This window comes from Sphingomonas sp. CCH9-E2 (assembly GCF_001557215.1).
Lineage (GTDB): Bacteria > Pseudomonadota > Alphaproteobacteria > Sphingomonadales > Sphingomonadaceae > Sphingomonas.
Genome location: NZ_LSJM01000230.1, coordinates 1 through 21118, shown reverse-complemented (window position 1 = coordinate 21118; position 21118 = coordinate 1). Strand labels below are relative to the sequence as shown.

Genomic DNA, 21118 nt, shown 5'->3' with positions numbered 1-21118 from the left:
CGGCCGCTCGATCGCGATTGACCCCCGGCGTGAGGCCGCGCGCCGTGATCTCGCCGATGTGCGCCTCGCCGACCGCGTGTTCGCGCCGCATTATGCCGCGCCACTGCGGCGGATCACCACCCAGGGGACACCATTGCGCTTCGGCCGCGATGCGGATTCCGAGCAGCTTGCCGTGCTGAATCCCGGTGAAGTGTTCGAGGTGCTCGAGCTGTCGGGCGGCCTCGCCTGGGGCAGCGCACCAGAACACGGCCTGGTCGGCTATGTCGCCGCCACCGATCTCGGACTGCCTGCATGACCGTTTCGGTGTTTATAGACGGTGCCGCCGGAACCACCGGTCTCGAAATCCGCGAGCGCCTGTCCGCGCGCAGCGAGATCGACCTCGTCACGCTCGCCGAAACCGATCGCAAGGATGCGGCCAAGCGCGCCGAAGCGCTCAACGACGCAGACTTTGTCATCCTGTGCCTGCCTGATGATGCCGCGCTCGAAGCGGTCGCGCTGATCGACAATCCCCGCACCCGCGTCATTGATGCATCCACCGCACATCGCGTCGCCGATGGCTGGACCTACGGCTTTGCCGAGCTAGAACCGGCGCAGGCGCAGATGATCGCGGACGCGCCGCGCCTGTCCAATCCCGGCTGCTGGCCGACCGGCTATCTCGCGCTCGTCCGCCCGCTCGTCCGTGCCGGCCTGATCCCGGCGGACTGGCAGCTCAGCACCGGCGGCGCATCGGGCTATTCCGGCGGGGGCAAGGCAATGATCGCCGAGTTCGAGGACGGGTCCGAACCCACGGGCTTTCGCGCCTATGGCCTCCATCTGGATCACAAGCATCTGCCCGAAATGCAGAAGCATGCCCGGATGGAGCATCCCCCGATCTTCATGCCGGCGGTTGCTCATGCCTATCGCGGCATGCTGGTCGAAGTGCCGCTCGCGCTCGCCGCGCTGCCGCGCAAGCCTTCGCCCGCTCAGCTCCTGCACATCTTGGCCGATGCCTATCGCGACTCGCCGATCGTGCGCGTAATCGACGATTTCGAGACGACGCTGGTCCGGCTCGAGGACGATGCCGGTACTGACCGGCTGACGATCCGCGTGTTCGGCAATGCCGAACGCGGGCAGGCGCGCCTGATCGCGACGCTCGACAATCTCGGCAAGGGTGCGGCGGGCGCTGCGGTTCAGAACCTCAACATCATGGCAGGTTTCGACCAGACCGCCGGATTGGTGCTCTGATCGTGGGCGACCCCGGCCCGCTCCCCCACCCGGCCACCCAACGTCAGTATTTCATGGGTGGCCGGGTGGGGGAGCGGGCTGGTGCGGCAACAGGTGCGGCTAGGCTGCACCAGCTTTAGCCCCGAATAGGTATGCGCGGGTTCGCAATCCGCGCTTCCGCTGCTAGGGCGGCGGAACGATGACATTGGGAGGATCGATGCGACAGGCTTTCAGCAAGCTGCTGCTGTTCGGAGCGACGGGCGACCTCGCCCAGCGCATGCTGATTCCGTCGCTGTTCGGCCTCCACGCGGACAATCTTCTCCCCGCCGGCCTCACAATTACGGGCACCGCGCGGTCAACGCTGTCAGACAGCCAATATCGCGACTTCTGCGCCAAGGCGCTGGAGACATATCTGCCCGAAGACCGCAAGGATGCCGACGCGATCGCGCGCTTCCTCGATCGCGTGCAATATCAGCCGCTCGATGTCTCGACGGTCGAGGGGTACGACGCGCTGGCACAGAAGCTGGGCGACATTTCCGGCGGCCTTGCCATCTTCCTGTCGACCGCGCCGAAATTCTTCGAACCGACGATCAAGGGCCTGGCTGCCGCGGGACTCGCCGGTGACAATGTCCGCATCGGCCTCGAAAAGCCGCTCGGCACGGACCTGCCCTCCAGCCGCGAGATCAACGACGCGGTCGCATCGGTCTTCCCGGAGGAGCGGACGTTCCGCATAGACCATTATCTGGGCAAGGAAACCGTCCAGAACATCCTCGCGCTGCGCTTCGGCAACTCGCTGTTCGAACCGGTGTGGAACGCGGCAGGCATCGACCATGTCCAGATCACGGTCAGCGAGACGGTGGGGCTGGAAGGGCGTGCAGGCTATTATGACGATGTCGGCGCGCTGCGCGACATGGTCCAGAACCACATCCTGCAGCTGCTCGCGCTGATCGCGATGGAGCCCCCCGCCCGCTTCAACGGCACCGCGATCCGCGACGAGAAGGTCAAGGTGCTGCGCTCGCTCCGCCCGATCGCCGGGCGCGACGCCGCCGATCTGACCGTCACCGGCCAATATACGGGCGGCGCGTCGACCGGTAAGATCGTCGCAGGCTATGCCGAAGAGCTGGAAAAGCCCTCGAGAACCGAGACCTTCGTCGCGATCAAGGCGCATGTCGACAATTGGCGCTGGCAGGGCGTGCCCTTCTACCTGCGCACCGGCAAGCGGATGACCGAGCGGCGCAGCGAGATCGTCGTCCAGTTCAAGCCGGTGCCCCACTCGATCTTCGCCGAGCGTGGCGGCGTGCTTCAGTCGAACACGCTGATCATCCGCATCCAGCCGGAGGAATATGTCCGCCTGCTGGTGATGGCCAAGGAACCCGGCCTCGACCGCGACGGCGTCCGCCTGCGCGAAGTGCCGCTGAACCTAAGCCTCGATACCGAATTCGCCGGCACCCGCCGCCGCATCGCCTATGAGCGGCTGTTGCTTGACCTGATCGAAGGCGATCCCACCTTGTTCGTGCGCCGTGACGAGGTTGAGGCGCAATGGACGTGGATCGACGCGATCCGCGCCGGCTGGGACATGGCGGACGTCAAGCCGAAGCCTTATGCGTCAGGCACCTGGGGGCCGTCCGCCGCCATCGCGCTCACCGAACGCGACGGCGTGACCTGGAACGAATAAACCTCACACCGGATTGAAGTTTTCCCACTGGAGTAGTTGAAATGGCCGAAGAAATCGAATGGTGGGAATATGAGGAAGCGGGCGAGTGGGTCGATGCCCTCGCCGGCGATATCGCCTTCATCATCGAAAGCGCGATCGATGCGCGCGGCGGCGCGGTAATCGCGCTGGCGGGCGGCAAGACCCCCGCTCCGGTCTATGAAAAGCTCGCCGCGGCAAAGCTCGACTGGAAGCGCGTGACGATCGTCCCGACCGACGACCGCATCGTCCCGCTCGGCGACCCGCTGTCCAACGTCACCGGCCTCGGCAAGGTGTTCATTCCCAAGGGTGCCCGCGTCGTTCCGCTGGTGAGCGAAAAGGCCGACGATTACAAGGCCGCGGGCCGCGCCGCCGATGCGCGCCTCGCCGATCATCACTTCCCGCTCGACCTCGTCCTGCTCGGCATGGGCGCGGATGGCCATACCGCCTCGATCTTCCCAGGCCCCGATTTCGACGAAGCGCTGAACGGCCCGAAGGAGCGCCGCGCACTCGGCGTCATGCCCGACCCGCTGCCGCCCGAAGCTCCGGTCGCCCGCGTTACGCTATCGTCCGCCGCCATCGCCAACGCCAAGTCGCTGATGATCGCAATCACCGGCGCCGAGAAGCGCAAGGTGCTGGAAGCCGCAATCAAGCAGGGCGCGTCGAGCAGCTACCCGATCGGCCGCGTCCTCGCGGAGACCGAACTGCCCGTCGACGTCCACTGGCTGGAGTAAGCATCATGCCGACGCTCCACCCCGAAATTGCCGCTGTCACCGATCGCGTCATCACCCGCTCGAAAGAACGCCGCGACGCCTATCGTGCGCTGATGTCCCAGCAGCGCGAAGGCGGTGTCAGCCGCCGTAACCTCGGCTGTGCCAACCTCGCCCATGCCTATGCCGGCACGGACGAGCAGCGTGACGCAATGAAGCCTGCGAACCGGATGAATATCGGGATCGTCACGGCCTATAACGACATGCTCTCGGCGCACGCGCCCTATTACCGCTACCCCGAACAGATGAAGATCTGGGCGCTGGAGGCCGGTGCCACGGCCCAGGTTGCGGGTGGCGTACCCGCCATGTGCGACGGCGTGACGCAGGGCTATTCGGGCATGGAGCTGTCGCTGTTCAGCCGCGACACCATCGCACTGTCGACGGCGGTCGCGCTCAGCCACAACACGTTCGAGGGTGCCGCCCTGCTCGGCATCTGCGACAAGATCGTCCCGGGCCTGCTTATGGGCGCGCTGCGCTTCGGCCATCTCCCGATGATCCTGATCCCTGCCGGCCCGATGCGCACCGGCATCGCCAACAAGGAAAAGGCGCGCGTCCGCGAACTCTATGCCGAGGGCAAGGCGAGCCGCGAGGAACTGCTCGAATCCGAAATCGCCGCCTATCACGGCAAGGGCACCTGCACCTTCTATGGCACCGCCAATTCCAACCAGATGATGATGGAGGCGATGGGCCTGCACGTGCCCGGCGCGTCGTTCATCAATCCGGGCACGAAGCTGCGTCAGGAACTGACCAAGGCGGCGGTCCAGCGCCTGCCCCAGATCGGCTGGGACGGCGGCGATTACCGCCCAATCGGTGAGGTCGTGGACGAACGCGCGATCGTCAACGCCGCGATCGTGCTGCTCGCCACGGGTGGCTCGACCAACCATCTGATCCACCTGCCCGCCATTGCGCGCGCGGCGGGGATCCTGATCGACTGGGAGGATTTCGACCGCCTCTCGCGCAGCGTCCCTCTCCTTGCCCGAGTCTATCCCAACGGCTCGGCGGACGTGAACGGGTTCGAGGATGCCGGCGGCCCGACCTTCGTGATCCGTGAGCTGCTCAAGGGCGGCATCCTCCATGGCGACACGCTGACCACCTTCGGCGACGGCCTCGATGCCTATGGCAAGAAGCCAGTGCTGGAGAATGACGCACTCGCCTGGGCCGATCACGGCGACGGCAGCGGCGATGACAGCATCGTGCGCACGATCGACGCCCCCTTCTCGCCCGAGGGTGGCTTCCGCATCCTCGCCGGCAATCTCGGCCGCGCCTGCATCAAGGTCAGCGCCGTCGAGCGCGAACGCTGGACGATCGAGGCGCCGTGCCGCGTTTTCGAAACGCAGCAGGCCGTGCAGGACGCGTTCAAGGCGGGCGAACTCGACCGCGACGTGGTCGTCGTCGTGCGCTTTCAGGGGCCGCGCGCCAACGGCATGCCCGAATTGCACAAGCTCACCCCGCCGCTCGGCGTCCTGCAGAATCGCGGTTTCCGCGTCGCGCTGGTCACCGACGGGCGCATGTCGGGCGCGAGCGGCAAGGTCCCCGCCGCGATCCATCTGTCGCCAGAGGCACTGGGCGGCGGCCCGATCGGCAAGCTGCGTGACGGCGACATCGTCCGTTTGTGCGCGGAGGAAGGCGTCCTGCAGGCGCTGGTAGAACCGGCCGACTGGGACGCGCGCGACCTTGCCGCCGCACCGCCGCCCGACCTCGGCACGGGCCGCGAGCTTTTCGCGCTGATGCGCCTCGGTGCCAGCGAGGCCGAAGCCGGCGGATCGGCGATGCTCGCCGCAGCTGGCCTGTAAAAAGAAAAACAGGGAGAAGACGTTTGGAAGTCGTAGCGGTCGATATCGGCGGGACCCATGCCCGCTTCGCCATTGCCGAGGTCGAGAATGGCCGCGTCGTTTCGCTGGGCGATCCGGTCACGCAAAAGACCGCCGATCATGCCAGCTTCCAGCTCGCCTGGCAGGCGTCGGCGCGCGAATTCGCTCGCCCGATGCCGCGCGCGGCGGCAATCGCCATCGCCTCGCCGATCAATGACGAACTGATCAAGCTGACCAACAATCCCTGGATCATCCGCCCGCCGCTGATTAACGAGCGGCTCGATGTCGACAGCTATAGCCTGATCAACGATTTCGGCGCGATCGGCCATGCCGTCGCCCAGCTTCCCGACAGCGACTTCGTCCATCTGTGCGGCCCGATGACAGCGTTGCCGGAAAAGGGGTCGATCACCGTCTGCGGCCCCGGCACCGGCCTTGGCGTCGCGCAGGTCTTCCGTCCCCCCAATGGCGGCTATCACGTCATCGCGACCGAGGGCGGGCATATGGACTTCGCCCCGCTTGACAGCATCGAGGACGCCTATGTCCGCCGCCTCCGCTCGACCTATACCCGCGTGTCGGCCGAGCGGATCGTGTCCGGCCCCGGCATCGTCCCGATCTACGAAACGCTGGCGCAGATCGAGGGCAAGGCGGTGCACAGCCTGTCCGACAAGGAAATCTGGACGCTGGCGCTGGAGGGCAAGGACAGCCTCGCCGTCGCCGCGCTCGACCGATTCTGCCTCAGCCTTGGTGCCGTCGCGGGCGATCTCGCGCTCGCGCACGGCCCGACCGGCGTCGTGATCGCGGGCGGGCTCGGCTTCCGGCTGAAGGATCACCTGCTCGGCTCTGGATTTGCCCAGCGTTTCGTCGCAAAGGGGCGCTTCCAGGGATTGATGTCCTCGATCCCCGTCAAGCTGATCACCCACCCCCAGCCCGGCCTCTATGGCGCGGCGGCGGCCTATGCGCAGGAGCATACGCAATGAGCATCGAAACCATCATGCGGACCAGCGCGGTCATCCCCGTCCTCGTCATCGACGACGCGGCGACCGCCAAGCCCCTCGCCGAAGCGCTGGTCGCCGGTGGTCTCAAGGTGCTCGAAGTCACGATGCGCACCCCCGCCGCGCTCGACGCGATCCGGGAGATGAAGAAGGTCGAAGGCGCGATCGTCGGCGCCGGCACCGTCGTCAATCCCGACCAGTTCGCGCAGGTGATGGATGCGGGCGCCGAATTCATCGTCTCGCCAGGCCTGACCGAACGGCTCGGCCAGGTGATCGTCGAAAGCGGCGTGCCGTTCCTGCCCGGCGTCGCCAATGCCGGCGACATCATGCGCGGCTACGACCTCGGCCTGCGCCACTTCAAATTCTTCCCGGCGGAAACCAGCGGCGGCCTGAAGGCGCTCAAGGCGCTCGCCGCCCCCTTCTACGAAGCAAAATTCTGCCCCACCGGCGGCATTTCGGCGGCGACCGCACCCGACTGGCTCGGCTTCGACCCCGTCCTTTGCGTCGGCGGCAGCTGGGTGACGCCGAAGGGCGCGAGCATGGCCGAAGTCGAAGCACTGGCGCGGGAAGCGAACGGCCTGCGGCGATAGATTTCAGCTGGCACGGCGGCAAACGTCGGCCAGCATATAGGAGGGGGATAGCATGGACGATGCGGTTTCGCCGCAGGCGACGCTTGCCAAGATCAGCCGGCGGCTGATGCCGTTGCTTTGCACCATGTACCTCCTCGCTTACATCGACCGCCAGAACGTTTCCTACGCCAAGCTCGAAATGGTCGATGCGCTCGGCATGTCCGAAGCCGCCTATGGCTTGGGCGCCAGCCTGTTCTTCCTCGGCTATTTCCTGTTCGAGGCGCCCGCGAACATGATCCTCGCCCGCGTCGGCGCGCGGGTGTGGTTCACGCGGATCATGCTCACCTGGGGCCTCATCACCATCGCGCTCGGCTACACGCAGAGCCCGACGATGTTCTACGTCCTGCGCTTCCTGCTCGGCATGGCGGAGGCCGGTTTCTTCCCCGGCGTCCTCTACCTCCTCACCCTCTGGTATCCGCAGGCGCACCGCGCGCGGATGGTCGGCCTGTTCATGATCGCCAGCGCGTTTGCCAATGCGGTGGGGTCGCTGATCGGCGGCGCGCTGCTTGAGCTCGACGGGCTGGCCGGGCTCGCCGGTTGGCAATGGGTGTTCGTCGCCACCGGCCTGCCCCCGGTGCTGCTTGCCCCCGTGGTGCTGTGGAAGCTGCCCAGCACGCCGGGCGAAGCGAAATGGCTGAGTGCTGGCGAGAAGAAATGGCTCACCGGGTCCCTCACCGCTGAAACCCCGGCCGGCGACCCCGGTTCGGCATGGCGCGCGCTCACCGATCCACGCGTGCTGCTGCTCTCTTTGCTCTATTTCGCGATGCCGCTCGGTGCCTATGGCCTCAGCTACTGGCTGCCGACCATCGTCAAGAGCTTCGGCGCGTCGAACATCCAGAACGGCATCATCAACGTGGTCCCGTGGATCCTCGTCGCGATCGCGCTCTGGGCCGTCCCCCGCCATGCGGCGAAGCACGGCACCAGCCGCTGGCACGTCGCCGGCCCGATGCTCGTCGCCGCCACCTTCTTCCTCGCCAGCGTCATGCTGCCCGGCGCAGCGATCAAGTTCGCCTGCCTGTGCATCGCCGCCGCCGCGATCTTCTCCGCCCAACCGGTCTTCTGGAGCGTACCTCAAGGCCTGCTGCGCGGCGCCCACGCCGCCGCTGGGCTCGCGGTGATCAACTCGGTCGGCAATCTCGGCGGCTTCGCCGCGCAGAACGCGGTCCCGATGGTGCGCGACTATACCGGCAGCACGCTCGCGCCCATGGCGATGCTGGCGGGGGTCCTGGCAGTGGGAGGGCTCGCCTTCCTGCTCGTCCTGCCACGACTTGGGGTCGGACGTCCGGCGGCCTGATCCCTACATCTCCCCCCGCGCCCGCCGCAGCGCATACCATTTCTGCACATTCGCGTTGTGCTGCTCGAGCGTATCGGCGAAGATGTGCCCGCCGGTGCCGTCGGCGACAAAATACAGCGCATTGGTCGTTTCCGGGTCGAGCACCGCGTCGATGCTCGCGCGGCCCGGATTGGCGATCGGCCCCTCGGGCAGGCCGGCCATCGCATAGGTGTTATACCCGTTCTTCGCCTGCAGCTCGGAGCGCAGGATGCGGCGGCCCAGCGGCTTGCCCTTGGTCACCGGATAGATCACCGTCGGATCGGCCTGCAGCGGCATCCCACGCTTGAGCCGGTTGGAATAGACCCCCGCGACCATCCGCCGCTCCTCGGGCTTCCCCGTTTCCTTCTCGACGATCGAGGCGAGGATCAGCGCCTCCTGCGGCGTGCTGACCGCGATATTCGGCTTGCGACGCTCCCATGCCTCGGCAAGGTATTTGTCCATCGCGCTCTGCATGCGATCGAGCACCTGCTGCCGCGTATCGCCGCGATTATAGGCATAGCTGTCGGGCAGGATGCTGCCCTCCAACGGCACCGCGACCTCGCCCTGCAGCTGCTCGGCCGCCATCAGCCGCTCGTGGACCAGGATCGACGGCATCCCCTCCGGGATCATCACGAAGCGCTGGAGCGTACGCCCGCCCTGCAGCATCTTGAGGATGTCCGCCTGGCTGATCTTCGCCGGCACGCGATATTCGCCCGCCTGGATCGGCGTGTCGTCGCCAAACACCCGCGCCATCCACAGGAACAGGTCCGCATCGCGGATCGCGCCCTGCTTCTCCAGCTCGCGCGCGGCAGTGGTGAGGGTCGATCCCTGCGCCACCATCAGCGTCGTGTTTTGAGCGCCCGGTCCGGGTCCACCCCATAGCTGCGCTGCCCAGAATGCCGCGCCGACCAGCGCAAGGATCAGGAGAACGCCGAAACAGCCGAACTTGCGCAACGCCAATCTCCGTCCCGAAGAATCTCCCCTCCCGCACGCGGGAGGGAACAGATCAGACCGCCTTCATCACCAGCGACGCGTTGGTGCCGCCAAAGCCGAACGAGTTGTTCAGCACCGCGCGCACCTTGCGCTCCTTGGCCTTGTGCGGGACCAGGTCGACGCCCACGCAATTCTCGCTCGGATTGTCGAGGTTCAGCGTCGGCGGCACGATGCCATCACGCATCGCCAGGATGCAGAAGATGCTCTCCACCGCGCCCGCGCCGCCCAGCAGATGGCCGATCGCCGACTTGGTCGAGCTCATCGACAGGTCGCCGATCGCATCGCCGAACAGACGGCGCACGCCACCCAGCTCAAGCTCGTCGCCCAGCGGGGTCGAGGTGCCGTGCGCGTTGATGTAATCGATGTCCGACAGCGCCAGGCCCGACTTCTTCATCGCCATCTGCATCGACCGGAACGCGCCTGACCCCTCGGGGTGCGGCGCGGTCACGTGATAGGCGTCGCCCGACAGGCCATAACCGACCACTTCGGCATAGATTTTCGCGCCGCGCGCCTTGGCCCGCTCATATTCCTCGAGCACCACAACGCCCGCGCCCTCGCCCATGACGAAGCCGTCGCGGCCCTGATCCCACGGGCGGCTCGCCCGCCACGGTTCATCGCGAAAGCCCGTCGACAGCGCGCGCGCCTGACCGAAGCCGGCGATGCCGATCGGACAGATCGTGCTTTCCGCACCGCCCGCCAGCATGACATCGGCATCGTCCATCGCGATCATCCGTGCGGCATCACCGATCGAATGCGCGCCGGTCGAACAGGCGGTGACGACCGCATGGTTCGGCCCCATCAGCCCATATTTGATCGACACCTGGCCCGAGATCAGGTTGATCAGGCGACCATGCACGAAGTGCGGTGAAACGCGCTTCGGACCCTTTTCGGCCAGCACCAGCGATTCGCTTTCGATGCCCGGGAGGCCACCGATGCCCGACCCGATCGAACAGCCGGCGCGGAACCGCTCTTCCTCGCTCATGTCGAGCAGGCCGGCATCCTCGATCGCCTGTCCGGCGGCGTCGATGCCATAGATGATGAACGGATCGACCTGACGCTGGATCTTGTGATCGACGCGCTTGCCAGGGTCGAAGCCATATTCATGGTCGGCGGGTTTCACTTCGCAGGCATAGTTGCTCTGGAAGTCGGTCGCATCGAACCGCGTGATCGTCCCCGCGCCGGACTTGGCGGCAAGGATGTTTTTCCAGCTGGTTTCGACATCCCCGCCCAGCGGGGTGACAAGGCCGAGGCCGGTGACGACGACGCGGCGCATAGTGACTCTCCGGTGTTGATCGCTACAAAACAAAACGGCTCCCCACCCCTTTCCGGGACCGGGAGCCGTTCGTCAAATCCTGCCCAAGCGGGCGGCCATCCGGGAAACCCGAATTAGCCCTGATTCTCGTCGATATAGGTGATCGCGTCCTTGACGGTCGTGATCTTCTCGGCGGCATCGTCGGGGATCTCGACGCCGAATTCCTCTTCGAACGCCATGACCAGCTCGACGATGTCGAGGCTGTCCGCACCCAGATCGTCGATGAAGCTCGCATCTTCGGTGACCTTGTCAGCCTCGACGCCGAGATGCTCGACGACGATCTTTTTCACGCGATCGGCGGTCTCGCTCATGTACCCTGTTCCTTCTTGATTAGACCGTTGAAACTCGAATCCTGAACGCACGTAGAACGCCGCCCGCGCCCGCGCAAGGGGGCCGGGCGGTGTTGGCGCAGGTTCAGCGTGTGCGATAGGCGGCTTCGGCCTCAGCCATGATCGTCACGCCGGCCAGTCCCTGCAGGATCAGCCCCGCCACTGCACCACGCTGATCGGCGGGCACCGCATCGAGCTTGGCCCCGCCCGCGACCAGCGCATTCCACGCGACCGTCATGTCCGCACCGGCAATCGATCCGCGCGCAACGGCCTGCTGCGCCTGGGGCGACAGTGCCGCATGCGCCGCCTCGATCTGCGCCGTCGTTACCGAATGGCTGCGCAACTGGTAGCGCGCATTGGACAGCAGCACCCGGCCGGTCAGGTACCGAAACGCCGCCTGACGGCTGCGCTCGCCCCAGCCATTGCTGCCCTGGCAGGCCGCAATACGTTGGCCGACCATCTGGAATGCGCGCTTTTCGGCGTCGGTCTTCGGCTCGAAGCCGGACCGTGCAAGGTTCGCCAGCGCATCGCGGTCGATCGTGCGCGGCAGCGTGCGATACGGGCACGCGATCGGCGTCTCGTCGCGCGGTCGGCGCGCTTCTTCTTCCTGCACGCCGCCCGCGAACAAGGCCGCGGTGATCAACATTAGCGACATGATTATTCCCCTTCCCCGGTTACCCCGCCGGTCACAGCATCGCCATCCCGCCATTCACATGCAGCGTCTGGCCGGTGACGTAACCCGCTTCCTTCGACGCCAGATAGACGACTGCCGCGCCGATGTCTTCGCCACTGCCCAGATCGCCCGCAGGGATCTTGGTCAGCAGCGCCGTCTTCTGGGCTTCGGGCAGCACATCGGTCATCGCCGAGCGGATGAAGCCCGGCGCGACGCAGTTCACGGTGATGTTGCGGCTCGCTAGTTCCTGCGCCAGCGCCTTGGACATGCCCACCAGCCCCGCCTTCGACGCGGCATAGTTGGCCTGCCCCGGATTGCCGGTCGCGCCCACGACCGAGGTGATCGAGATCATCCGGCCGAACCGCGCCTTCATCATCGGCTTGGCGGCGGCGCGCATCAGACGGAACGCCGCCTCAAGATTGACGCGGATCACCTGATCCCATTCCTCGTCCTTCATCCGCATCGCGAGGTTGTCGCGCGTCACGCCGGCATTGTTGACCAAGATGTCGAGCTTGCCGAGCGCCTCGACCGCCGACGGAACGAGCGCGTCCACCGCCGCCGCGTCGCTCAGATTGCACGCCAGCGCGACATGATCCCCGCCCAGTTCAGCGCGGAATGCCTCCAGCTTCTCGGCATTGGACCCCGAAACCGCCAGTCGCGCACCTTGCGCGGCAAGTGCCTTGGCGATCGCGGAACCGATGCCACCGGAAGCGCCAGTCACCAGCGCCGTCATGCCTGTAAGGTCGAACATGTTCATTCTCCTCAGAGCGCTTTCTCAAGCGCTTCGATATCATCCATTGTCACCACGCTGGTCACGCTCGCATCCGGCGCGATCCGCTTCACCATCGCGCCCAGCACCTTGCCGCCGAGCTCCACGAACTCATGCACGCCCGCATCGAACATCGCCGACACCGACTCGCGCCAGCGCACCATGCCCGTCACCTGATCGACCAACAGGCCGCGGATCGTATCGGGATCGCTCACCGCAGCGGCGGTGACATTGGCATAGACCGGCACCAGCGGCGTGCGAATCGCGACATCGGCCAGCGCCTTGGCCATCGCGTCGGCGGCAGGCTGCATCATCGGGCAGTGGAACGGCGCGGAGACTGGCAACAGCACGGCGCGCTTGGCGCCATGGTCCTTGGCAATCGCCACCGCCCGGTCGATCGCGCCCTTGGCTCCCGAGATCACGACCTGCGACGGATCATTGTCGTTGGCAACGGTGCACACCTCACCCTCGGCGGCGGCATCGGCAATCGCCTGGGCCTTCACCAGATCGGCACCGAGCAGCGCCGCCATCGCCCCCTCGCCCACCGGCACCGCCGCCTGCATCGCCCGCCCACGCAACTTGAGCAGCCGGGCAGTCGTCGACAGGTCCAGCGCGCCCGCGGCACACAGCGCGGTATATTCACCCAGCGAATGGCCCGCCACGAAGTCCGCCTTGTCGGCCAGCCGCACCCCGCCTTCCTTTTCCAGCACGCGAAGCACTGCGATGGCATGCGCCATGATCGCCGGCTGGGCATTCTCGGTCAGCAACAGGTCGCCTTCGGGGCCTTCGGTCATCAGCTTGAACAGCTTCTGGCCCAGCGCGTCGTCCACTTCCTGAAACACCTCGCGCGCCGCCGCACTGGCCTGGCTCAGCGCCAGCCCCATGCCGACGGATTGGCTTCCCTGCCCCGGAAAGATGAAGGCTCGCATTGTTCTGGCTCCTAGAAATCAGGCCCCGCGCCCTATGCGCGTCGGCCCGATCCCGCAAGATGAACGAAGCTGAACGGGTTGCGACACAAGGCGACCATTTTGCGCACCTCCCGCGAAACCCCTGCGACACGCGGCCCCCAGATTGGACTCGTCGCCCGATACCGGGCTTGAACGCAGGAGACTGAAGATGAAGAAATTGGTTCTCGTTGCCGTCGCCGCATCGGTTGCGGTCAGCCCGATCCTCGCCGCAGCGCCCGCCGCCGCCGCCCCGGCGCAGCAGACCCGCACGGTGATCAAGCACAAGCCGAACGGGAAGGTCGTGGTCAAGAAGACGGTCAAGAAGGCACCCCAGCAGCGCTACCGCACCAGCTGGAAGCGCGGCGAGCGGTTCGACTATCGCCAGGCGCGCAACTATCGCCAGGTAGATTATCGTCACTATCGCGGTCTGAAGGCCCCGCCGCGCGGCTATCGCTACGTCCAGTCGGGCAACGACATTGTGATGGTCAGCATCGCCAGCGGCATCATCGGCGCGATCTTCGGCAACATGATCCGCTAAGCGTGTCACGGTTACCGGCCTATGTCCTCCCGGGCCGGAGCAACAAGGCGGCGGTGCCGATGGGCATCGCCGCCTTCTGCTGCCCGGAATCAAGACCCGCCACATGCAGCATACGCAATCGTCGTTAACGCGGGCTCATGATACGTCCCGCTGCGGGACAGGATGAGGCGCGCGCATGGTTCGGACCCTGGTTTGCATGCTCGCCCTGCTCGTCCTAGCTTCGCCCGCCCGGTCGCAGTCGGCAGAGTCTGCGCTCGATCCGCAGTTCGAGGGGCAGATCGCATATTTCGGTAACTATACTGGCGCGACCTCGCTGCCGGTCGAGGGCCGTGAGGCGCAGCGCGCCTGCCCGGGCCGCGAGCGGCGTTGCGGCGAGCGCATCGTGGGCGGCGGGGTCAAGGTCGTGCTGAGCTTTGCCGGCGAGCGCGTTACCGGCTTTTTCCTGTCGGTGGGCGGGTTTACCGGTCCCAACGGCCTTGCCGAAGGGACGTTGGTCGGTCGGCGGACCAGCACCGGCTGCGAACTTTACCAAGCAGATGGCACGATGTGGCAGGCAAGTACCTGCAATGCGCGCGGTTTTCGCGGCACGATCGCCTCGGTCCCCGGCATCCCCAAACAGGCGTCGATCGAATTTTCCACCGTCGGCATGTATCTGCGCGACACCGGCGGGATCAGTCGGCTCGCTGAAGAGGCGGCACAGCGTGCGCGACGCATCGACTGGCTGCGCAACCGGATCGCGCGCGGTGGGTCCGCCGAAGCCATCTTCCGCCTGTCGGTCGAGCTCGATTCCTATTCACGACACCATCGCGGTCTTGATCCCGATCGGCTCGGGGAGCCGATTGCGGGCGGCAGACCCGGGCGAAATCGCCCGTGGACGCTGGAAAGCACCTACTCCATCGGGCCCGCAACCGGCATGGTGCGTGCGACAATGCTGGGCGACCGGGTCACTTGCCTCGCCTGGGACGGCGGGGAGTGCCTGCCGATCGGCGATCCGCTGCCATTCCCGGCCCTCGACCCCGCCGACGACGATGACGGCTGGCTTTCGCGCAGCCCGGCTCCGATCACCGACCCCGCCCCCCCTCGGGGCCGCTAGCGGGACTTGCCAGCAGCGACTGCTTGCGCTAGGGGCGCACGCTTCGCGGACGGGCTGACCCTCCGCGTGAATACGGAACGACAGCCGGAGGGGCGACCGCATGGGGCGGCGTCAGCGATCGGCCAACAAGTGAGAACAGACGCATGGCTCTGTACGAGCATGTGTTCCTTGCGCGCCAGGATCTGGCACAGGCGCAGGTGGACGCACTGGCGGAAACCGCCACCAAGATCGTCGAGGATAATCAGGGCAAGGTTGTCAAGACCGAGACCTGGGGTCTTCGCAGCCTCGCCTACAAGATCGCGAAGAACCGCAAGGCGCATTACGTGATGCTCGAAATCGACGCCCCCGCCGGTGTCGTCGCCGAGCTCGAGCGCCAGACGCAGATCAACGAAGACGTGATCCGCTACATGACGGTCCGCGTGGACGAGCTGGAGCAGGGTCCTTCGGTGATGATGCGCAAGGGTGACCGCGAACGCCGCGGTCGTCGCGACCGTGACGGTGGTGAGGAGTAAGAAACATGGCACGTCCCTTTTTCCGCCGCCGCAAGAGCTGCCCCTTCTCCGCGAAGGATGCCCCCCGGATCGACTATAAGGATGTCCGGCTGCTGCAGGGCTTCGTTTCCGAGCGCGGCAAGATCGTCCCCTCGCGCATCACGTCGGTGAGCGCGAAGAAGCAGCGCGAGCTGGCCATCGCCATCAAGCGTGCGCGCCACCTGGGCCTTCTGCCCTTCATCGTGAAGTAAGGAGCGCAGCTCATGGAAATCATTCTGCTCGAGCGCGTCGAGAAGCTCGGCCATATCGGCGACGTGGTGAAGGTGAAGGACGGGTTCGCTCGTAACTACCTGCTCCCGAACAAGAAGGCGCTCCGCGCCAACGAAGCCAACCGCAAGGTGTTCGAGGCGAACCGCGAGCGCATCGTCGCCGAGAACGCCGCCAAGCGCACCGAAGCCGAGAAGGAATCGAAGGGCCTTGAGGGCGTTTCGGTCACCCTGATCCGCCAGGCGTCGAACACCGGCCAGCTCTACGGCTCGGTCGCGGTGCGCGACATCGTCGAATCGCTCAACGCCGATGGCCACAAGGTCAGCAAGGCGCAGGTCGTGCTCGACAAGCCGATCAAGGCGATCGGCCTGTACGAAGTCCGCGTCGCCCTGCACGCCGAGGTTGTCGTGACCGTCAAGGTCAACGTCGCCCGCTCGCCGGAAGAAGCCGAGATGCAGGCACAGGGCGTCAACGTGATGGAGGCGATGTTCGAGAAGGACGAAGCCGGCTTCACCGAAGACTATGACCCCAACGCCGAACCCGGCGAGATCGCCGTCGAGGCGTCCGAGGAGCAGGCCGAGGGCTAACCCCCTCGCCGCTTCCGGCCCAGACAAAGAGAAGGCCGCCCGGACACGAAGTCCGGGCGGCCTCTTTTTTTTCGCTTGGGAGCGAAACTCTTGAGGTTACGGCGCGACCGCCATCGCGCCCAGCACCGCCACCAGCGGAATGGCGGCCAAAGCCACCGACATCAACTTACCCATCTGTTTTCTACCTGAAGCGTCGTTCAGGGTTAACAATGCGTAGTCGAGGGGAAGGTTGCATCGGACGAAGTCGGACGCAGCTTCACTTCCTCCCGAACAGCTTCTCGATATCGCCGTGCGCCAGTTTCACCCAGGTCGGACGGCCATGGTTGCACTGGCCCGAATGCGGCGTGACCTCCATCTCGCGGAGCAGCGCGTTCATCTCTGCGACCGAGAGCACGCGGCCCGCGCGCACCGATCCGTGGCACGCCATCGTCGCGGCGACATGGTCGAGCTTCTCCTTGAGGCTCAGCGCAGAATCGAACGCCGCCAGCTCATCGGCGATGTCGGTGATGAGCGCGATCACATCGCCCTTGCCCAGCAATGCCGGGGTCGCGCGGACCAGCATGGCACGCGGTCCGAACCGCTCCAGCTCCAGCCCGAACTCCGCCAGCTCAGCAGCGCGCGCCTCGAGGCGGTCGCACGCCGGTTCGTCCAGCTCGACCACTTCGGGCAGCAGCAAGGCCTGGCTGGCCACCCCGCCATTGCTCATCGCGCGGCGCATGCGTTCGAGAACCAGCCGTTCGTGCGCGGCGTGCTGGTCGACCAGCACCAGCCCGTCCTCCGCCTCCGCGACGATATAAGTGCGCGCCACCTGCCCCCGCGCAACGCCGAGCGGGTAGCTGATCGATGCCGGAACCGGCTCGGCGGCCGGCTCGGCGCGGGCTTGGGGAGGCGGCGTGAAGAAGGTTGGGCGGTCGCGAACATATCTAAGCCCCTCCCCTTCAGGGGAGGGGTTGGGGTGGGGCCTATCCTCCTGGCGCGTCGGCCCCGGTGAGACTGAGACGCCCCACCCCCAACCCCTCCCCTAAAGGGGAGGGGCTTAAGAAGTAGCCGCCACCACCTTCTTCCGCCGGATCTTCGGGCTCCCCGATTGCAGCACCCCGCGCCGGAACAGGCGTGCGGCGATCGTCACGGTGATGATCACCCACATCGCCTGCCATGCCAGCGCCGCGAAATGCCGCCACAATTCGGGCGAATTGGCCGCGCGCGCCGCCATCGCAAAGGGCGAGCTGAACGGGAACAGCTCCGCTGCGGTCGCGACCCAACTGTCGGGATTCGCCGCAGCAGCGGCGGCAAAGCCGAACATCGCGACCTGGAAAATCGTGATCGGCAGCGACAGCATCTGCAACTCACGCTGCGTTGCCGCCTGCGCGCCCAGCCCCAGAAACATCGCGCCAAGCAGCATATAGGCCATGACGAAATAGGCGAGGAACAGCATCCCATAGGGGACAAGGCCCACCGCAGGGCCGATCTCTGAAAGCCCGGCGGCCAGGCGCGGCGGCATCACGCTGGCGGCATTAGCGCCCAGATTGACCACCACCGTGCCCCAGAACAGCAGGAACAGCAACGCCACCCCGAACATGCCGAGCAGCTTTCCAAAGAACACACTTTCCAGCGGCACGGCGGCGGCGAGGATTTCGATCACCTTGTTCGACCGCTCCTCCGCCATCGTGCCGACTACCTGTCCGGCCAGCATCAACGAAACGAGGAACAGCGCGAACACGGAGACGAACGCCGCCTGACCCTGCCCGCTGGATGAGGTGGTGGTGCGCGATACCACCGTCTTCGTCGCCTCACTCAACGGCGCGTCGGTCCCGGCACGCTCGGCGCGCAGCACCTGGCTCGCCAGTTCGGCGAGATATTCGGCCGATCGCGGGGCGTTCTCAACGTGCAGGATCTGGGGCCGCTCGAGCGGGCCGTAGAGCACCGCATAGGTATCGACACCCTTGCGGTCGATCAGCGCCTTGGCCTGTGCGCGCGGATTGGCGCTCGGCGCTTCGACGATCAGATCGGAGGGCTGCTCGCTGGTGCGGAACATCCGACGCAGCTGCTTGTCCATCGCAACCACGGTCCGCGCCTGTTCGCCGCCGACGATGAACACGATGCGCGATTTCGCATCGCCGCTTTTCGCCATCGTCGCCGCGCCCAGCCCGCCGATCGTGCCGAACCCCAGCATCAGCAGCGGCGCGAGCAGGAACAGCAGAAAGGTGGGGGTGAACACCGTCGCCACGAAATCGCGGCGCGCGATCGTCATCGTCTGGCGCACCAGTCGGGAAAAGCCGTTCATGCCGCTGCTGCCTCTTCCAGTGCCTTGGCCCCGACGATCCGCACGAACACGTCGTGCAGCGACGGGCGCTCGATCGACAGCCCCGAAATGCCGTATCCAGCGTCGATCAGCCGCACCAGCAACGCCTCGATCCCCTCATCGGGCAGGGTGAAGCGCCAGCCGCCCGCGTTATCCGAAACCGCGTCGGCGGGTAACAACGCAGCGATGCCCGCGTCAGGATTGTGCGGCACATAATGCGCCTTGTGCGGCAAAGTGCCGCGCGCATCGGCCATGCTGCCCTCGAACCGCACCTTGCCGCCGGCGATGATCGTCAGCCGGTCGCACAGCCGCTCGGCATGCGCCATCACATGCGTCGAAAACAGGATCGTCGCGCCGCGATCGCGCGCGGCCAGGATCAGCGTCTCCAGCCGCTCCTGATTGACCGGGTCGAGGCCGGAAAAGGGTTCGTCGAGCACCAGCAGGTCGGGCTGGTGCACCACCGATCCCAACAGCTGGACCAGCTGCGCCATGCCCTTGGACAATTTGCGGATCTTCTGGTCGGTGGCATGGCCCAGCCCCGCCGCCTCCATCAGCTCCACCGCGCGCTTGCGTCCGGTCTTCCAGTCCAGCCCGCGCAGCGCGCCCATGAACGCAATCGCGTGCGTCGCCTTCATGCTGGGATACAGGCCGCGCTCCTCGGGAAGGTATCCGACGCGGTCGCTCATCTCGCGCGGGCGGTCGCTGCCCAGCATGGTGCGATCGCCCTCATCCGGCTCGATGATGCCCAGCAGCATGCGCAGTGTCGTGGTCTTGCCCGCGCCATTGGGACCCAGCACGCCATAGATCATGCCCTTGGGCACCGCGATATCCACGCCGTCGACGACGCGGCGGTCGCCGAAGCGTTTGACGAGGCCTTGGGCGGTGACCGCCAATTCGTGATGCAACTGGAATCCCCTCGCTTGGCTTACCGTGGTAGCGGGGGGTGATGCAGCAAGGCAAGCCACTCGAACTCCTTATCCGCGAAAAGGCCGCTGAACTCGGTTTTGCGGCCTGTGGCTTTGCGTCTGCCGATGCGGCGCCTTTGGCCGGGAAGCGGCTGCGCGAGTGGCTCGCGGAGGGCCGCCATGGCGACATGATCTGGATGGAGGAGCGCGCGCACCACCGCGAAAGCCCTGCCGGGCTATGGCCGGACGTGCGCAGCGTGATCGCGCTCGGCATGAGCTACGCCCCCGCGCTCGATCCGCTCGCGCTGGCGGAGGAGGGGGACCGCGGCCGCATCTCGGTCTATGCCCAGGGCGCGGACTATCATGACGTGGTCAAGAAGGCGCTGAAGGCGCTCGGCCGCTGGCTGGCGCAGGAGGCAGGCTGCGATCTCAAGGTGTTCGTCGATACCGCGCCCGTCATGGAAAAGCCGCTCGCCGAAGCCGCCGGCCTTGGCTGGCAGGGCAAGCACACCAATCTCGTCAGCCGCAGCCATGGCAGCTGGCTGTTCCTCGGTGCGATCTACACCACGCTCGATCTGGCATCCGATACGCCGGGCCGCGACCGCTGCGGATCGTGCGATGCGTGCCAGCGCGCCTGCCCGACCGACGCCTTCCCCGCGCCCTACACGCTCGATGCGCGGCGCTGCATTTCCTACCTGACGATCGAGCACAAGGGGCCGATCCCGGAAGAGTTCCGCGCAGGCATCGGAAACCGCATCTATGGCTGCGACGATTGCTTGGCGGTCTGCCCCTGGAACAAGTTCGCACAGGTTGCCGCGCGCAACATCGCCTTCGCCCCGCGCGCCGAGCTGACTGCCCCAGAACTCGCCGACCTGCTCGCGCTCGACGATGCCGGGTTTCGCGAAGTCTTTTCCGGATCCCCGATCAAGCGCATCGGGCGCGACCGCATGGTGCGAAACTGCCTGATCGCGGCGGGCAATAGCGGCGATCCGGCGCTGCGCCCCGCGGTCGCGGCACTGGTGACCGACCCCGATCCGGTGGTAAGCGAGGCGGCGGGCTGGGCGCTCAGGAAGCTCGGCGGATAGGGGAGGCTGCGATGCGCGCGTTTCAACTGTTGCTGATTGCCCTGTGGCTGGTGCTGGCGGGCTATACCGGCGTCGTGATCGCGCGGCACGGCCTCGATCTGTTGCCGATCTTCTTTGGCGACATGGCAAAGCTGGGCTGGCCGGGGCAGTTCAACCTCGATTTCCTGTGCTTCCTCGTCCTTTCGGCGCTGTGGACTGCGTGGCGGAGCGGCTTTTCTGCGGGCGGTCTCGCACTAGCGCTGGTCGCCTTTTTCGGCGGCGCCGGGTTCCTGCTGCCTTACCTGCTGTGGCTGACGATCAGCGAGCGCGGAGACATGCGCCGCGTGCTGCTGGGCATTCGGGCTTAAGCACACCTCCACAATCTAAAGCCCCTCCCGCTTGCGGGAGGGGTTGGGGAGGGTCTTCTTCTTCTTCTTCTTC

At 66.2% G+C, this 21118-nt stretch carries 23 protein-coding genes and 1 pseudogene; 15 read left to right on the top strand and 9 right to left on the bottom strand.

Going from position 1 to position 21118, the window contains the following annotated elements; genetic code table 11:
- Nucleotides 1-58: 58 nt before the first annotated feature.
- The 8 genes from AX681_RS10720 to AX681_RS10685 all read left to right on the top strand — a co-directional run bounded on the left by AX681_RS10720 (nucleotide 59) and on the right by AX681_RS10685 (nucleotide 8389).
- Complete coding sequence (locus tag AX681_RS10720) at nucleotides 59-295, top strand: SH3 domain-containing protein (protein ID WP_231733800.1); 237 nt, start codon at nucleotides 59-61, stop codon at nucleotides 293-295.
- Entirely contained in the window at nucleotides 292-1224 is a 933-nt protein-coding gene (gene argC, locus AX681_RS10715) for an N-acetyl-gamma-glutamyl-phosphate reductase (RefSeq protein WP_066662574.1), read from the top strand. The genes AX681_RS10720 and argC overlap by 4 nt, the downstream gene beginning before the upstream one ends.
- 196 nt (nucleotides 1225-1420) lie before the next feature.
- Nucleotides 1421-2878: a glucose-6-phosphate dehydrogenase gene (gene zwf / locus AX681_RS10710; protein WP_066662577.1), complete on the top strand. Its 1458-nt coding sequence runs from the start codon at nucleotides 1421-1423 to the stop codon at nucleotides 2876-2878.
- 41 nt (nucleotides 2879-2919) lie between these two features.
- A complete protein-coding gene (gene pgl / locus AX681_RS10705) occupies nucleotides 2920-3627 on the top strand; it encodes a 6-phosphogluconolactonase (protein WP_066662580.1) in 708 nt (235 codons plus the stop codon).
- A 5-nt stretch (nucleotides 3628-3632) separates the two neighbouring features.
- On the top strand, nucleotides 3633-5456 hold the full coding sequence (gene edd / locus AX681_RS10700) for a phosphogluconate dehydratase (RefSeq protein ID WP_066662586.1): 1824 nt from the start codon (nucleotides 3633-3635) through the stop codon (nucleotides 5454-5456).
- 23 nt (nucleotides 5457-5479) lie between these two features.
- Nucleotides 5480-6451 (top strand): glucokinase, encoded by a 972-nt coding sequence (glk, locus tag AX681_RS10695; protein ID WP_066662594.1) that lies wholly within the window; start codon nucleotides 5480-5482, stop codon nucleotides 6449-6451.
- The gene (eda, locus tag AX681_RS10690) at nucleotides 6448-7056 is read left to right on the top strand and encodes a bifunctional 4-hydroxy-2-oxoglutarate aldolase/2-dehydro-3-deoxy-phosphogluconate aldolase (RefSeq protein WP_066662596.1); all 609 of its coding nucleotides are present in this window, start codon (nucleotides 6448-6450) and stop codon (nucleotides 7054-7056) included. The genes glk and eda overlap by 4 nt, the downstream gene beginning before the upstream one ends.
- A gap of 52 nt (nucleotides 7057-7108) precedes the next feature.
- Nucleotides 7109-8389: an MFS transporter gene (locus AX681_RS10685; RefSeq protein ID WP_066662598.1), complete on the top strand. Its 1281-nt coding sequence runs from the start codon at nucleotides 7109-7111 to the stop codon at nucleotides 8387-8389.
- Between the two features lie 3 nt (nucleotides 8390-8392).
- Here AX681_RS10685 and mltG read toward each other — a convergent pair whose 3' ends face one another.
- From mltG to fabD, 6 genes are all read right to left on the bottom strand, one after another.
- Nucleotides 8393-9361: an endolytic transglycosylase MltG gene (gene mltG / locus AX681_RS10680; RefSeq protein ID WP_066662629.1), complete on the bottom strand. Its 969-nt coding sequence runs from the start codon at nucleotides 9359-9361 to the stop codon at nucleotides 8393-8395.
- A 52-nt stretch (nucleotides 9362-9413) separates the two neighbouring features.
- The gene (fabF, locus tag AX681_RS10675) at nucleotides 9414-10673 is read right to left on the bottom strand and encodes a beta-ketoacyl-ACP synthase II (RefSeq protein ID WP_066662600.1); all 1260 of its coding nucleotides are present in this window, start codon (nucleotides 10671-10673) and stop codon (nucleotides 9414-9416) included.
- 113 nt (nucleotides 10674-10786) lie between these two features.
- Nucleotides 10787-11023: an acyl carrier protein gene (locus tag AX681_RS10670; RefSeq protein ID WP_066662604.1), complete on the bottom strand. Its 237-nt coding sequence runs from the start codon at nucleotides 11021-11023 to the stop codon at nucleotides 10787-10789.
- A 103-nt stretch (nucleotides 11024-11126) separates the two neighbouring features.
- The gene (locus AX681_RS10665; protein WP_156442849.1) at nucleotides 11127-11696 is read right to left on the bottom strand and encodes a hypothetical protein; all 570 of its coding nucleotides are present in this window, start codon (nucleotides 11694-11696) and stop codon (nucleotides 11127-11129) included.
- A gap of 31 nt (nucleotides 11697-11727) precedes the next feature.
- The gene (fabG, locus tag AX681_RS10660) at nucleotides 11728-12465 is read right to left on the bottom strand and encodes a 3-oxoacyl-[acyl-carrier-protein] reductase (protein ID WP_066662637.1); all 738 of its coding nucleotides are present in this window, start codon (nucleotides 12463-12465) and stop codon (nucleotides 11728-11730) included.
- Nucleotides 12466-12476: 11 nt separating this feature from the next.
- The gene (gene fabD / locus AX681_RS10655; protein ID WP_066662608.1) at nucleotides 12477-13412 is read right to left on the bottom strand and encodes an ACP S-malonyltransferase; all 936 of its coding nucleotides are present in this window, start codon (nucleotides 13410-13412) and stop codon (nucleotides 12477-12479) included.
- A 187-nt stretch (nucleotides 13413-13599) separates the two neighbouring features.
- Between fabD and AX681_RS10650 the strand changes: the two genes are divergently transcribed.
- The 5 genes from AX681_RS10650 (at nucleotide 13600) to rplI (ending at nucleotide 16406) form a co-directional block, all read left to right on the top strand.
- Nucleotides 13600-13968 carry an RcnB family protein gene (locus tag AX681_RS10650; protein WP_066662611.1) on the top strand — a complete coding sequence of 123 codons (369 nt, stop codon included), beginning with the start codon at nucleotides 13600-13602 and terminating at the stop codon, nucleotides 13966-13968.
- Nucleotides 13969-14143: 175 nt separating this feature from the next.
- Nucleotides 14144-15061: a hypothetical protein gene (locus AX681_RS10645; protein ID WP_156442850.1), complete on the top strand. Its 918-nt coding sequence runs from the start codon at nucleotides 14144-14146 to the stop codon at nucleotides 15059-15061.
- A 143-nt stretch (nucleotides 15062-15204) separates the two neighbouring features.
- A complete protein-coding gene (gene rpsF, locus AX681_RS10640; RefSeq protein ID WP_066662617.1) occupies nucleotides 15205-15573 on the top strand; it encodes a 30S ribosomal protein S6 in 369 nt (122 codons plus the stop codon).
- A gap of 5 nt (nucleotides 15574-15578) precedes the next feature.
- Entirely contained in the window at nucleotides 15579-15803 is a 225-nt protein-coding gene (gene rpsR, locus AX681_RS10635; protein WP_066575653.1) for a 30S ribosomal protein S18, read from the top strand.
- 12 nt (nucleotides 15804-15815) lie between these two features.
- Nucleotides 15816-16406, top strand: coding sequence for a 50S ribosomal protein L9 (rplI, locus tag AX681_RS10630; RefSeq protein WP_066662620.1), 591 nt, complete (start codon nucleotides 15816-15818; stop codon nucleotides 16404-16406).
- A 256-nt stretch (nucleotides 16407-16662) separates the two neighbouring features.
- Here rplI and AX681_RS10625 read toward each other — a convergent pair.
- From AX681_RS10625 to AX681_RS10615, 3 genes and pseudogenes are all read right to left on the bottom strand, one after another.
- A pseudogene (locus AX681_RS10625) lies at nucleotides 16663-17316 on the bottom strand (DNA mismatch repair endonuclease MutL); the annotation flags it as partial.
- A gap of 126 nt (nucleotides 17317-17442) precedes the next feature.
- Nucleotides 17443-18690, bottom strand: a complete 1248-nt coding sequence (locus tag AX681_RS10620; protein WP_066682227.1) for an ABC transporter permease — start codon at nucleotides 18688-18690, stop codon at nucleotides 17443-17445.
- Nucleotides 18687-19613: an ABC transporter ATP-binding protein gene (locus AX681_RS10615; protein WP_066656494.1), complete on the bottom strand. Its 927-nt coding sequence runs from the start codon at nucleotides 19611-19613 to the stop codon at nucleotides 18687-18689. The genes AX681_RS10620 and AX681_RS10615 overlap by 4 nt, the downstream gene beginning before the upstream one ends.
- Nucleotides 19614-19654: 41 nt before the next feature.
- Here AX681_RS10615 and queG point away from each other — a divergent pair, with 41 nt between their 5' ends.
- Nucleotides 19655-20698, top strand: a complete 1044-nt coding sequence (queG, locus tag AX681_RS10610; RefSeq protein WP_066656493.1) for a tRNA epoxyqueuosine(34) reductase QueG — start codon at nucleotides 19655-19657, stop codon at nucleotides 20696-20698.
- An 11-nt stretch (nucleotides 20699-20709) separates the two neighbouring features.
- Nucleotides 20710-21045 (top strand): hypothetical protein, encoded by a 336-nt coding sequence (locus AX681_RS10605; RefSeq protein WP_066656488.1) that lies wholly within the window; start codon nucleotides 20710-20712, stop codon nucleotides 21043-21045.
- The last annotated feature ends 73 nt before the right edge of the window (nucleotides 21046-21118 follow it).